Annotated in this window: 13 protein-coding genes; 4 read left to right on the forward strand and 9 right to left on the reverse strand. The window is 42.8% G+C overall.

What is annotated here, in order from left to right:
• The first annotated feature begins 85 nt into the window (after nt 1–85).
• Nucleotides 86–835, forward strand: coding sequence for a biotin--[acetyl-CoA-carboxylase] ligase (locus ACSX1H_RS02150; protein ID WP_439181914.1), 750 nt, complete (start codon nt 86–88; stop codon nt 833–835).
• Between the two features lie 291 nt (nt 836–1,126).
• On the opposite strand, the gene ACSX1H_RS02155 is transcribed toward ACSX1H_RS02150, so the two are convergent.
• Nucleotides 1,127–1,531 carry an SRPBCC family protein gene (locus ACSX1H_RS02155; protein ID WP_439181915.1) on the reverse strand — a complete coding sequence of 135 codons (405 nt, stop codon included), beginning with the start codon at nt 1,529–1,531 and terminating at the stop codon, nt 1,127–1,129.
• Nucleotides 1,532–1,648: 117 nt separating this feature from the next.
• Entirely contained in the window at nt 1,649–2,281 is a 633-nt protein-coding gene (pyrE, locus tag ACSX1H_RS02160; RefSeq protein ID WP_439181916.1) for an orotate phosphoribosyltransferase, read from the reverse strand.
• Nucleotides 2,282–2,288: 7 nt separating this feature from the next.
• On the opposite strand from pyrE, the gene ACSX1H_RS02165 reads away from it, so the two are divergent.
• Together ACSX1H_RS02165 and ACSX1H_RS02170 are read left to right on the forward strand one after the other, a co-directional pair.
• Nucleotides 2,289–2,900, forward strand: coding sequence for an NUDIX hydrolase (locus tag ACSX1H_RS02165; protein ID WP_439181918.1), 612 nt, complete (start codon nt 2,289–2,291; stop codon nt 2,898–2,900).
• 119 nt (nt 2,901–3,019) lie between these two features.
• Nucleotides 3,020–3,688, forward strand: coding sequence for a hypothetical protein (locus ACSX1H_RS02170; protein WP_439181919.1), 669 nt, complete (start codon nt 3,020–3,022; stop codon nt 3,686–3,688).
• Nucleotides 3,689–3,771: 83 nt separating this feature from the next.
• Here the strand turns inward: ACSX1H_RS02170 and ACSX1H_RS02175 are convergent, their stop codons facing one another.
• The 7 genes from ACSX1H_RS02175 to ACSX1H_RS02205 all read right to left on the reverse strand — a co-directional run bounded on the left by ACSX1H_RS02175 (nt 3,772) and on the right by ACSX1H_RS02205 (nt 13,023).
• Nucleotides 3,772–4,413 carry a c-type cytochrome gene (locus tag ACSX1H_RS02175; RefSeq protein WP_439181920.1) on the reverse strand — a complete coding sequence of 214 codons (642 nt, stop codon included), beginning with the start codon at nt 4,411–4,413 and terminating at the stop codon, nt 3,772–3,774.
• Nucleotides 4,397–5,563 (reverse strand): hypothetical protein, encoded by a 1,167-nt coding sequence (locus ACSX1H_RS02180; RefSeq protein ID WP_439181921.1) that lies wholly within the window; start codon nt 5,561–5,563, stop codon nt 4,397–4,399. Before ACSX1H_RS02180 ends, ACSX1H_RS02175 begins: the two co-directional genes overlap by 17 nt.
• A gap of 86 nt (nt 5,564–5,649) precedes the next feature.
• Nucleotides 5,650–6,165 (reverse strand): DUF3341 domain-containing protein, encoded by a 516-nt coding sequence (locus ACSX1H_RS02185; protein WP_439181922.1) that lies wholly within the window; start codon nt 6,163–6,165, stop codon nt 5,650–5,652.
• Between the two features lie 2 nt (nt 6,166–6,167).
• Nucleotides 6,168–7,535, reverse strand: coding sequence for an NrfD/PsrC family molybdoenzyme membrane anchor subunit (gene nrfD / locus ACSX1H_RS02190; protein WP_439181923.1), 1,368 nt, complete (start codon nt 7,533–7,535; stop codon nt 6,168–6,170).
• A complete protein-coding gene (locus ACSX1H_RS02195; RefSeq protein ID WP_439181924.1) occupies nt 7,535–10,498 on the reverse strand; it encodes a Fe-S-cluster-containing hydrogenase in 2,964 nt (987 codons plus the stop codon). The genes nrfD and ACSX1H_RS02195 overlap by 1 nt, the downstream gene beginning before the upstream one ends.
• A 97-nt stretch (nt 10,499–10,595) precedes the next feature.
• Nucleotides 10,596–11,741: a cytochrome c3 family protein gene (locus tag ACSX1H_RS02200; RefSeq protein ID WP_439181926.1), complete on the reverse strand. Its 1,146-nt coding sequence runs from the start codon at nt 11,739–11,741 to the stop codon at nt 10,596–10,598.
• A gap of 172 nt (nt 11,742–11,913) precedes the next feature.
• Nucleotides 11,914–13,023: an AI-2E family transporter gene (locus tag ACSX1H_RS02205; RefSeq protein WP_439181927.1), complete on the reverse strand. Its 1,110-nt coding sequence runs from the start codon at nt 13,021–13,023 to the stop codon at nt 11,914–11,916.
• Between the two features lie 209 nt (nt 13,024–13,232).
• Here ACSX1H_RS02205 and ACSX1H_RS02210 point away from each other — a divergent pair, with 209 nt between their 5' ends.
• Nucleotides 13,233–14,027, forward strand: a complete 795-nt coding sequence (locus tag ACSX1H_RS02210) for an ADP-ribosylglycohydrolase family protein (protein WP_439181929.1) — start codon at nt 13,233–13,235, stop codon at nt 14,025–14,027.
• The last annotated feature ends 13 nt before the right edge of the window (nt 14,028–14,040 follow it).

Genomic DNA, 14,040 nt, shown 5'->3' on the forward strand with positions numbered 1-14,040 from the left:
ACTACTTTTAAAAAATTATAAACATCTATTTTTGTCAAATAGATAATGAGGCGCTTGGCCTGACATATTTTCACAATAAACGGTAATGATGACATATTCAGCCCCTGATTTTTTGGTCTACCCCGAATTAGGCTCCACCAACTCTGAACTGAAGAAACTTCTTAAGGAGAAAGAGGTGGCTGAAGGCAGCGTTGTTATCACCGCCCACCAAACCGACGGCAAAGGCCAGGTGGGAAATAGCTGGGAAAGCGAAAAAAATAGCAACCTCACATTCAGCCTCTTGCTGCGCCCTACCTTTTTAGCGCCCCACCTGCAGTTTTATATTTCAAAAGCGGTTTCGCTGGCACTGATAGAGACCATTAAACAAATAGCTCAAATTGAGGCCACTATCAAATGGCCCAACGACATTTATATCAATAATTCGAAAGTTGCCGGTATTTTAATTGAGAATTCAATTATCGGAAATCATCTGGATTATTGTATTGTAGGGATTGGTCTGAATGTTAACCAGGAACAATTTGTTTCAGATGCTCCCAATCCAATTTCCTTGAAGCAGGCAAGTTCAACAACATTTGAGCTGGAACGGGTATTGGATCAGTTGCTTGAAAATATTGAACACCAATACCATCAACTGGAAACACATCGCCTAAGCCTGGTTGACCAACACTACTTTAACAGCTTATACCGAAAAGAGGGACTACACAAATTTAAGGACACCAATGGACTGTTTGAGGCCCGCATCGAGGCAGTGAGTGAAATGGGGTTACTAACACTTGTTGACACTGAAGGTAAACAGCGCGAATATGCTTTTAAAGAGGTTAGTTTTGTGCTATAAACACAATGACTGACTGCGACCAATTGAATGAAAGAACAAAGACGGTGTTTGTAAGGAGGCTCTAGCCACAATATTTTTCACATTTGGCAACAGGAAGACAATTATCAATGCCAAATTAAGCGCAAGGACACTAAACACCTTAACATCTGCACCGATGAAGAATAAGGTAATGCAGATGATGAACAGAACAGCGATCAAGGCCATTTCTTTTTTCTTCCTATTTTAGTTCTATAGGTTTCTGACTAGAATATGAGAAAAACTGTCAGCCAATAATTAGCCGACAGAAAGATCTTAATACTGATGATTGGCAATGGCGTCTGACAGCACTTCCAAGAACTTTTTAATGGGCTTACTGGCCACCATTTTAATCATCGGATTCATATCGGCCTTAATGGTCAGCTTAACGCGGGTGTCGTCTGCAGCTACTTCTTTCAGTTGAATCCATAAAAAAAAGTTGAAAGGTGTTTTCCCTTCAGCCGTGTATTTAATCACTTTTGGCGCCTCCGTATCCACAATACGCAAACCCACTTCACCCACCGGATCGATGGAGAAACGGCAACTATCGCCAAACGATTGCCAGTTGTTAATTTTATCTTTGGGAATCACTTCACCAAAATGATCAAAGTCCGACAAAAAATTAAACATTGTTTCAGCCGGATGATTCGATTTCTTTATATCACTTTCAAAGGTTGTCATGGTTGATAAGAAATTAGTTGATTAACAAATTGCGGAGAAAAAAAGAGCAAGCCTCATCAGACCTGCTCATATTTAATATGATAAGCTGGTAGCCAAACGCTAACAGCTATTAGCTTGCTAATTATTCCAGTTTGCCGGATCTTTTCTCCATTCCTGAAGTGCCTCTACATCATCAGCGGTTACATAACCTGACGCACTGGCATAAGGAATCATCTGCTCGTAAGAGCTCAGAGTTGTTAATTCAACCCCTGCCTTTTCGAAAGCTTCAGCAGCTACCGGAAAGCCATAAGTAAAAATAGCTAACATGCCTAACACTTCAGCGCCAGCTTCGCGAATGGCCTCTACAGCCTTCAGACTGCTTCCTCCGGTCGAAATTAGGTCCTCAATCACCACCACTTTCTGACCAGGCTTCAGGTCGCCTTCAATCAGGTTGGTCAAACCATGTCCCTTTGCTGAAGAACGGACATAAATAAAAGGCTTATTAATGGCGTCTGAAACCAAAGCACCTTGCGCGATAGCACCGGTAGCAACACCTGCTACAACATCCACTTCCGGATATTTCTCCAGTAACACACGTGCAAATTGCAGTTTAATAAAATCGCGAACCTCTGGATATGAGAGCGTTTTTCGGTTATCACAGTAGATAGGTGATTTCCACCCTGATGCCCAAGTAAAGGGGTTTGCAGGTTGCAATTTAATTGCCTTAATTTGCAACAACTGATTGGCTACAATTTCTGCTAATTTTTCCATAGCGCAAATGTATAAAGTTTTTTTCAAGGATAGAACTCTTTTTTTAACCGAAAAACCAAATCAGGAGTTGATACAAACCTCTGATGCTGTGCACATGTACAGCTCTCATCACGAGCTCCAGAATTTTATTAAAACATTTGAGCAAGATGAACAGCTTAAAACCGGCTTTATTTATGGACGAAAAGACGATTTGTTGCTCACCGCTCTTAAAAAATGTTACCGGTTTATAACGGCTGCAGGCGGATTGGTGATACATCCTGAAAATAAAATACTGGTTATTCACCGTTTAGGTGTTTATGATCTGCCAAAAGGAAAATGCGAAAAGGGTGAATCATTCAGAAAAACAGCTCTGCGCGAAGTGGAAGAAGAATGCGGATTACAAGATTTAGCCATACGCTACCCCTTGCTATCAACCTTTCATACCTACGAGCAAAATGGTATTCACTACCTGAAAGAAACAGCCTGGTTTTTTATGGATTACTTTGGCTTTGATGAACCAACGCCGCAAGAAGAGGAAAACATTGTATCAGCCGAGTGGGTCAATAAAGCTGACTTAAAAAACATACTCAACAACACCTATCCTTCTATTAAGGAAGTATTTAACAAAGCAGGTTATTAACATTTCGGATTTAACCGCAACCCCATACTGTTAATATCTTGTTAGTTAAATAGCGCATCGCATCGTTTACAAGATCGATGCAATCTATTAACTTCGTACGTGTAAAACATCCATCTATAATGCCGGTACCAGAACATCTATCACCCGAACAAAAGATGCAGCTGCGCATTGAAGCGCTGAACAAGGAAAACAAGCGCCTGAGAGAAACTTCCAAAAAGCAGTCCTCAAAGATTAGCCAACTCAGGCTATGGTTCTACTTTACCATCGTATTTTCTGCTAGTCTGTTTATATTCCTGCTCGTTCAAGGGTTCATCAGTGTGCCTGACACCACCAATACTGAAATTAAATATTCAAGTGTTGATACGGTGTATATTGAGAAGGCAATCAATCCTGATTCGCTAAAAAAAATAACCTACAACACCCATGAGGCAGCCATCCCGAAAAAAGACTATGATGGGATCATTTTCGCCATACAGATTGGCGCCTATAAAGACCTTGATTTAAGCAAATACAAAGACAACATGCTTGGCTTAAAACAGGATACCTACGACAGTATTAACCAGTTTACTCTCGGCGAATTTATTGAGTATGAGCAAGCACAAGACTTTTTACAGGTTGTTCAGCAAATGGGCTTTGAACAAGCACACATAATGTCTTTTAAAAATGGGTATCGCATCCGCTTAGAAAGCGCTTTGGCCGAGCGTAAAGATAAAAGGACAACAGCAAACACCACCTCAACCAAACATGCTATTAAGGCCCAAATTGAGGAGCAGGTCCTGCTAAGGTAATACTAAGTTCAAACCATATAAAAAGGCGCAGATTTCTATTTCTGCACCTTTTCTTTTGTTAATCCAAGTCAACCTCAAATATCTTAAACAGGCTGTTCGGTTTGCTCAAGGGACTTATCCACCTGCATCGTATCAGCCTGCACATGCAGCTTCTCACGAATATAACTCACAATTTTCCAACGCTCATCGGGTAAAATTTGAGCCCCATGTGCTCCCATTACGCCATAACCAACTGTAATTACCTGAAATATCTCCCCATCAGGGTTCGTACGAATCTTTTCAGAGTTCAGATCAGCCGGTAAAAACAGGTACTTCTGCGAAGTATACAGATGGCCTTTTCCATCGCCGAACTCACCATGGCAATGCAAACAGTAGATATTATACAAGCGATGCCCTTCTTCCACCACCGACTGATCGCCTGCATACGGATTCTCCAGTTCCTGCCCGGCCCAGGTTCTGTTTACCTCTGTTTTCTCAAAATCAAAAGGAATCATCTCGCGAGGCACCGTTCCTTCGACAGGTAGCTGATTGGTGCGGCCATTCTCCCAATTGGGATTTTCAGTGTAGGTCTCGTAAGCCTGCGACTGTTCCATATCTGGAAAATAACTATAACCCGGCTTATTCCGGTTCTTATCGCAGCCAGTGGCAATAACCAGCACAAACAATGCCATGCCAATGAGTTTAATTGAACGCAGATACTTCATGTCTCTATCGGATATTGTCATAATCAAAACTCTCTTTAAAAAATGGGTGATTCTCGGGTACAACAGGTGCTTTAGCAAATCTGGAGAAAAAGACAAACAGGAAAATGCCTAAAACAAACACAGTCATTCCAATTTCAAGGATACCAAAGTCGGCATGACCCGTGGCCCCCGGCATAATGGCCAGATACATATCGATCCAGTGCCCCATAAACACGATGATCGCGGCCGCAATCAACCAATTCAATCTTCGTTTGGTTCCGCGCGGCATCAGAATTAAAAATGGCGCCAAAAAATTGATGATTACATTGGCATAGAAAACCACTTCGAAATCCTGGATGCGTTTAACGTAGTAGATGGTTTCCTCCGGAATATTACTATACCATATTAGCAAATATTGCGACACCCACAGGTAAGCCCAAAATATACTAAAGCCAAACAGGTATTTTCCTAAGTCATGCAGATGCTCTTCGTTGACATGCTCCATGTAACCCATTCTGCGTAAGGCATACAGAATAACAACAATAAGAGCAACAGCTGCAACAAAAGTGCTGATAAACATGTACCAGCCAAACAAGGTACTGAACCAATGCGCATCAATTGACATGATCCAATCCCAGGCTGAGGTTGAGCTCGTTACAGCAAAAATAACTATGAAAATACCTGCAATAGTACGTTGTTTATTAAACAGACGAATATCATCATTGCTATCCGTTTGAAGGGATGTTTTCCTGAACCAAATTACCAACAGGCTCCAAATGACAATATAGGCCACCGTTCTGATACTGAAAAACAGCGGATTCAGATAGGCACTCTTCCCCTGCAGCACCTCATCCAAATCTTCAGTGTGGCTCCAGTGATAGATATCGTGCATGCCAATTAGCACCAACAGCATAAAAACGCCTCCCACAGGCACAAACAACGACATGGCTTCTGGTATTCGTTGAACCGCAGTGTGCCAGCCTGATTCTCCCAAAACATGCACAATCACAAAGAAAGCAGCACTCATGGCGATGGCTGTAAAGAAAAAGCCATTGAGCAACACGTTAGCCCAGATGCGGTGTGTGTGATCCAAATTCATTGCAATGCCCGCCATTGCTAATACTGCTCCAATGACCAACATGGCAATTAAATAGGACTTTATCTTTTTTGTAAATTCAAATGACTTATACATAGTTCAATAATTAGTATCAAGATTTAAGTATCAAGTATCAAGATGTTATCGACTAGCCTCTTTTTTTCCTGATACTTATGTCTAATTTAAACATCATGATGTTGAACACCTTCAGCTCCGGCTGACTGCAGAGCAGCCTGCAACTGCTCACTATTGCCTGACGTTACTTCCAAAAGAATCTGAAAACGGTCATTGGTCACCTCCTCGTCAAAAATTACGTTATCGGCACCAGGCCCAAGCTGACTGCTGATTAAAAAGCCAAACACAAGAGCAAAAGCAGCCATTAAAACGGTTAATTCAAAAGTAACCGGAATAAACGATGGCACAGACAAGTATGGTTTTCCACCAAAATTGAGAGGCCAGGCCTCAGTAAATACCCATGCCTGAAAACCGAAACCGATGGCGGCCCCAAAAGCACCAGCGATAAAGCCAGCACGCGGCAGTCGCGAACGACGCAATTTTAACACCTTGTCTAATCCGTGCACCGGAAATGGCGTACGTACATCGGCAATCTCAATGTTATTTTCCTGTAAGGCCTTAATTCCTTCAACCAAGTCCTTATCATCCAAATAATATCCTGAAACAAAAGCTTTCTGAGCCATAATTACTTTCCTTTCTTAATAAACTTTTCACTTGATGTCTTCAATACACTTTTCACTTCGGCAATGGCAATTACCGGGAAGAAACGGATAAACAGGAAGAACAAGGTGAAAAACAAGCCAAACGTTCCAATATAAATTCCGACCTCCACCCAGGTTGGCGAATACATGCTCCAGCTCGATGGCAGGAAGTCGCGGTGCAAAGAGGTTACAATAATCACAAAACGCTCGAACCACATCCCGATATTCACAAATATGGAGATGACAAATGTGGCTGCGAAACTGCGACGTATCTTCTTAATCCAGAATAACTGCGGCGTAATCACGTTACAGGTCATCATGATCCAATAGGCCCACCAATAAGGTCCGAAAGCCCGGTTAACAAAGGCATATTGTTCATAAACCACGCCCGAATACCAGGCAATAAATAGCTCGGTGATATAGGCTATTCCCACAATGGAGCCGGTGGCAATAATGATCTTATTCATCGATTCCAGATGCGCCTTAGTAATGTAATCTTCCAAGTTAATGGCTTTGCGCGTAATGATCATCAGGGTCAACACCATGGCAAAACCTGAGAATACAGCCCCCGAAACAAAGTAGGGCGGAAAAATGGTGGTGTGCCATCCGGGAATGACCGAAGTAGCGAAGTCAAAACTTACAATAGTATGCACCGATAATACCAGCGGAGCCGCCAAACCAGCCAGAATCAAACTCATAGATTCATGACGGGCCCAGTGACGGGCAGAGCCAGTCCATCCAAAACTCAGAAAACTGTAAATCTTCTTTTTAATACCCGGCACTAATCGGTCGCGGATAGTGCCAATATCCGGAATCAGCCCCATGTACCAGAACAGTAGTGAAACGGTGAGGTAAGTTGAGATAGCAAACACGTCCCACAACAAAGGTGAGTTAAAGTTCACCCATACATCGCGTGTGTTTGGATAAGGGAAAATAAAGAAGCCAAGAGGTAAACGTCCCATGTGAATCAGCGGAAATAACCCGGCACACATCACCGCAAAAATAGTCATGGCCTCGGCACTGCGGTTGATAGATGTCCGCCACTTTTGACGGAATAGTAACAGAATGGCGGAGATAAACGTACCGGCGTGACCAATACCTACCCACCATACAAAGTTGGTAATGCCCCAACCCCATCCAATGGTTCGGTCCAGCCCCCACGTTCCAATGCCATCCCACACGGTAATGAAAATCGAGAACAGTCCGAATCCTAAAGCAATCAAGGCTAATGTCAATCCACCAAACCAAAATTTGCCAGGCTTACCGGTCATCGGGGCATAGATATCCTCGGTAACTTTACTGTAGCTTTTTTCTCCGCTAATGAGCGGTTCTCTAACAGGTGATACGTACATTAGCTTAACATTTTATTTTTATCCTTATTTCTTACTTTGGTTAGATACACCACCGATGGCAGGGTGTGTAGTTCTTCTAACAAGCCATATTGGCGGGCATCTTTCAATAATTTAGACACCTTGCTGTTTGGATCATTCATATCGCCAAAGGTGATGGCATCTGTCGGACAAGTTTGTTGACAAGCCGTTTTGATCTCGCCGTCGGCTAACTGGCGACCATCTTTCTTAGCATTTAGTTTCTTATCCTGAATGCGCTGGATACACATCGAGCATTTTTCAATAACTCCTTTGGCCCTTACAGTCACATCAGGGTTGAGCACCATGCGTTTCAAATCCAGCGTCATGCCAGTCACATCTACGCGGTTATTCGGAATGCTATCAGCTCCTGTATAATCAAACCAGTTGAATCGACGTACTTTATACGGGCAGTTGTTATTGCAGTAGCGGGTTCCGATACAACGGTTATACGCCATCTGGTTAATCCCTTCGGAGCTGTGGTTGGTTGCTGCCACCGGACAAACATTCTCACAAGGGGCATTATCACAATGCTGACACATCACCGGCTGACGTACCACTTCGGGATTATCAGAATCACCGGCGTAGTATCGATCCAGTCGAATCCAATGCATTTCATGTGAGCGGCGAACTTCATTACGTCCTACCACCGGCACATTATTTTCGGCTGAACAAGCTACCACACAAGCATTACAACCGATGCATGAATTCAGGTCAATCACCATTCCCCAGTGATGTCCTTTGTACTCATGCTTATGATATAATGTGGTATGTAATTTCTCCACTTTCTCATGCATTTCGTTACCCGAGGCCGGATTGGCCAGGTAATCGGCAATAGTGGTTTCGCGCACCAAAGCACGTCCTTCCATCGAATGGTGCGATTGCGTAGCCGCCAATTCGTAGGTTGAACCGGTGGCGACTACCTCTACTTTAGAGATGACATAGGAACGATGCCCATCTCTTAGCTCAACAAAAGGATACACATTTTTACCCAAACCACTGGCCACTCGCCCTGCATTACTACGGCCATACCCAACCGCAACGGCTAATGTATTTCTGGCCTGACCCGGCTGCACCAACACAGGCAATTCAACACCATTAACATCCACTACATCGCCTTGTGACCAACCACGTAAGGCGGCGAAAGCAGGCGAAACAGATACATAATTATCCCAGCAAACGCGTGAAACTGGTTCAGGTAATTCCTGCAACCATGGATTGTTGGCTAGTGTTCCATCACCAACCGGTACATTCTGATAAAGCACCAGTTCAAGTTCATTACCTGATTTAGCCGAGCTATTTGCGTTTAAAATAGCCGAAACATCAGCCCCCTGATAAGCGATTGGAGTTACGGAGGCATTACCAGCTACAATTCCATCCCGAAGGCTAACCTTCCAGAACGATTCGAACTGCTTGCCTTTTGCCAAATCCAAACTGTAAATATTTTCTTTCCAATGCAGCTTGATGAAATCATAATAAGTGCCATCAAAACCGGCCCAAGCCATCAAATTCTCTTGTGGCGAACGAGTTTTAAACAATGAGCGAATGGCCGGTTGCGTCAAGGTATAAACGCCACTTACCAGCTCAGTGTCATCCCAACGCTCAAGAAAATGCGGTGCAGGCAACTGATAATTGCATAGCAATGCCGTTTCTGTCTGTTGTGATTGCGCCGCCAAACGAAGCGGCACATTTTTTATGGCCGCCTCAGTACGACCTTGTAATGGCGCCTGATAAAGCGGATTGGTTTCCCAGAACAGAATAGCACCAACATGGCCACTTTCCATTCGGGTAAGCAAGCCATCAAAGGCTTTATCATCTCCCTGAAACAGGTTTAATGGTCGATCTATATGAATGGTTTTTTCAATATTTCCGAGCAAGTAGTTAATTTCAACCACCAAGCGTTGAATACTGCTATCGTTGGTTCCGGAAACAACTAAGGATTTGCCTTTGGTATTTGCCAACTCCTCGGCAATTTTAACAATGGCCTGAGGCGCATCAACAGATGGCACTCCTAATCCAGCTTTGTTAGCTAATTGCGAATATAACGCAGACAAATAGTAAGCTTCATCTACCGCTGGCATAGGTACCCGCTCATCGGCATTGGAACCGGTCAGTGTCATGGTGGCTTCAAACTGAACATGGCGCATCATGTCGCGCTGGCCATCAGTTAATTTACGAGCACTTGCATACTGACGTCCAAAAGTGGTTGGTTGCAGCCAGGTGCCTAAAAAATCAGCATTAAACCCCACAACCAGCTTGGCCTGATCGAAACGGAAAAGGGGAATAACTGGCTGTCCAAAACTAGCCTGATAAGCCTCGCGCAGAGCAGAGTATGAGAAAGCATCAAAGGTTTCGTGTACCACAAAGGGATACTTAGCTCTAAAATCTTTAAATAATTGTTTGGTTGAAGGACTAATAATGCTGGGCGTCAAAATCACAAACTCTTTGGATGCATCCCAGTTGGTAAGCGTTTCGGTTAACTTTACATCTACATCTTCCCAACGGATTGGGTTCCCATCCAGGGTGGGTTGAGCCGGGCGCGACTCATCATATAGGTTCAAAAGAGAGGCCTGCACTCGGGCCGATGCTGAACCACCGGTCATCTGACACAAATCATTCCCTTCTATTTTAATTGGTCGCCCGTCACGCACCTTAACCAAAATCGGCACCATTTCGGAGCCATCATAAAAGGAGGATGCATAATAGTTGGCTGTGCCGGGCTTAATTTCCTCCGGCTGTATCAAATAGGGTATCGCTTTTTTAACCGGACGCTCGCAACCTGCCAATACCGCTGCCGATGCGATACTAAACCCGAAGTATTTTAAAAAGTCGCGACGCGTATTTTTCGAAGATTCGGCCTTATCGGAAAGTAACACAGATGAACTCTTTTTGGGCGCTACCTCTTCCCCGGGCAATAAATCTTCAAGGCTTCTCCAGTATTCTTTCATAGTTATTTGAATTTAGTATCAGGAATGAAGACATCCAGCTGTAAACTTGTGCCTTTCCTTGCTCTTAAATCTTTTTGTAATTAAAAGTGGGCAACTATTAATGGTGACATTTCATACAATCATTGGCACCAATGTCGGCAGCTTGTATCGAATCGCGCACTCCTTCAGCCAAATCCTTGTGCAAGGCTTCGAATGTTTGGTAGTAATCGTTACCCATAAAATTGACGTTGGTTTCTTTGTGGCAATCCAAACACCATCCCATCGATAAATCATGCTCCTGCTTAAGAATATGCATGTTTTCCACATCGCCATGACACTCTTGACACTCGCGGTTGCCAACATTCACATGCTGAGCGTGATTAAAGTATACGTGATCAGGTAAATTATGAATTCTGATCCATTCAATGTCCTTATTATTTTCATAAGCCTCCACCACTTTGGCAATTTCAAACTGCCCAGAATGGCTTCCATTGCGCACAACCTGGTGACAATTCATGCATAAACCAGCACTTGGAATGCCTGCCGATTTGCCTTCATCCGCATTGGAGTGGCAATACAGGCAATCAATCTTATTATCACCTGCATGTACTTTGTGCGAAAACTTAATTGGCTGGTCGGGCATGTAGTCCTCACTTCTTCCGAAATCAATCATCTCATGTGCGACAATTTTCAATTGAAAACTCAGGCCAAAAATGATGATTAATACATGAACAGCTTTGTAAGGAATTTTCTTGGTAAAGAAGATATCTACCAAGGCGACCGTCATTAGACCGCCCAACAATAAAAAGATTAGAAGTTTATTAATGGAAATCGGTTGATCACCTGCTCCCCCTTCAGCCAGTTCAGTTAAGTAGCCCTTTAAGTGAAACAACTGTTCGTCATTCAGCTGGTAATTGACGTGTACTTTTTCGCGCATGGCTCCACTGGGGGTCAACAGGTGCTCCTTAAAGGTTGCCAAATCCATTTCGGCAGCCACCTGCGCCATTTCAACAGCCGAAGGGTTCCAGTTCATGGTATCGGCCGAATACATCGTATGGCATGATACACAAGCCTTTGCTCCCTCACCAGTTGGAATCAATCCGTAAAAAAGTCGCTCTCCAACCTTTACATCAGGGGCAGGCGTCTGCTTCTCGGCCAATGCATCGGTTGTTAATCCAGTCCAATAATACAGGACAAAAAAGAAAAAGAAAAACTTTAAAAATTTTCCCCTTTGATTAAGGGACTTGGATAAAGTCTTTACCATAATTAGTTGCTATTAGTGTTTAAAGACCGATTGCAAACCCTCTGAAAACGGCTTCAGTCCTTGATTTCTTTTTTAATTTTTATTGTTGTTTTTTAACATTTCAACTTTCAATCATTGATAACGATTCAATATAAAAATTGTTTAACACGACAAATATAGTATTTCCGACCTTTTATTCTTTTATTTTACCGGTAAGTTTTTGAACCACCCGGTAGTTGAAGAAGAACTCTTTGGCCACCACCCGAATAATGGTATAAACAGGTATCGCTAAAAACATACCAATGATACCCGACAAATAGCCGGCCATTAATATAAGGATAAATATCTCTAGTGGATGTGCCCGCACACTGGCAGAAAAAATGAATGGTTGAAAAACGATGTTATCGAGTAATTGAACGATAATAAATACCAACAGGACCCCGAGCATGTAATGGAAAAAATCGGGTGGCAGAGGCATTTGCACGTAAACAACCAAAGCCACTAAAAAGCCAAAAAAAGCGCCAATGAGCGGCCCCAAATAGGGAATAACATTAATAAAGCCCGAAAACAATCCGATGATTACTGCATGCTGAATCTCCAGGCCTACCATAGCCAAGCCAAGGCTCACAACCACACTAATGAGCGTAATCTGCAGAAATATTCCGATAAAATATCGCCTCAGCAAGGTTTTAATAGAAGCCAGCACATGTTTGAGACCTTCTTCATAATCATTGGGAATAACCAATAACAGACTTTCAATAATCAGCCACTCTTCCTTAAGAAAAAAGAAAGTGATAAAAGAAACGCTAAAGGCAAAAATAAATACCCCTCCTAAAAAACCAGCCAGCGACGCAATGATTCCTCTCAATCTTGAAAAATCAAAATAGGTTAATGCCGTTTCCTTTATCTGTCCTTCAATAACATCCAGTCCGGCCTTACCAAACTCAGTTCCCCGTATGGGCTCAAGCATGGAGCCTAAGAGTCGTTCAGCCGTATCGAACACGGCATCTAAATCTACATTGGATAAAAAATGAATTTCCTTAACAATGAACGGAATACTTATACGGAAAAAAACCAAAATAAAAACCCAAAGGGCGAGAACAGTAAACAGGGCACAAACACTATCTGAAGGCTGCCAGGATTTGATTTTCAATCGCTTTATAATATCAAAAACAGGCCGGGCAACCAGCGATAAGACAGCCGAAACAATCAGAAAGGAGAAAACAGCCCTAAAGTACCATAAGAGGAATATACCAAGACCTGCTACCAGCAACCACACCAAATATTTTAATCGTTCAACCATTGATTTTGGCTCTTAACAAATGATAATCAAAAGCACGGGAAATAATACAGAAATAGCAAGTTGCCAACCACTAAATTTTGCTTATTAATCAAAATTTTAATGGCGTTAGTCCTCCCATTAACACGCTTGGCCATAACTTTAATTAACACAGGACTTAAGAGGGACAGGAAACACTATTTTTGCAATACCAGAACCTAATACTTTTTTTCATGAGAGGAGCAATCGTAGGCGATATAATCGGCTCTGCATTTATAACATCGCCACAGTCAACCATCGATTTTCAGTTGTTAAAACCCGTTTCGGCTTATACCGATGATACCATTTTAACAATTGCTACTGCGGCCGCCATATTGCAGCAAATACCTTATGAGGTTTCGTTACGCGAATGGACCAGAAAATACCCCAGAGCAGGCTATCGGCCGGGCTTTCTTGAATGGGCCTTATCCAACCAGACAGATATTAAGTACGAGAGTCATGGTGATGGTGCCGCCCGCCGGGTCAGTCCCATTGGGTTTGCTGCCCTTACCCTGGAGAAGGCCATGTCAGACGCTGAAACAGCAACTCTCATCACGCATCCAATGCAAGAAAAGATAAAAGCTTCTCAAGCCATATGTGGCGCCATTTTCCTGGCCAAGTCAGGACAAGGTAAAAAAGCGATTAAAGAATTTTTGGAAAATGAAATTGGTTACCGTTTACCCAAACAGCTTAGTAAGGATTGTGCAATGCGGATGGAATACAACTACCACTCCCCTGTACCTTGTGCAATATTAGCATTTTTACATTCAGACAGTTTTGAAGATGCCATTAGAAAAGCCATATGGTTGGGAGGCCCAAGTAATACAATTGCCAGCATTACAGGAGCGGTATCTCAGGCTTACTATAAACACATTCCAAAGTCGATAACCAGAAAATCATTATCGAGGCTTGATCGTGAAATTGAACAGGTAATGCTCCACTTTGAAGATGAGCATTGTAATACTTTCACGGTAGAAGATAAATTGTAATAGGAGTATAAAA

Origin of the sequence: Carboxylicivirga taeanensis, assembly GCF_051851475.1 — a bacterium.
GTDB classification, from domain to species: Bacteria; Bacteroidota; Bacteroidia; order Bacteroidales; family Marinilabiliaceae; genus Carboxylicivirga; species Carboxylicivirga taeanensis.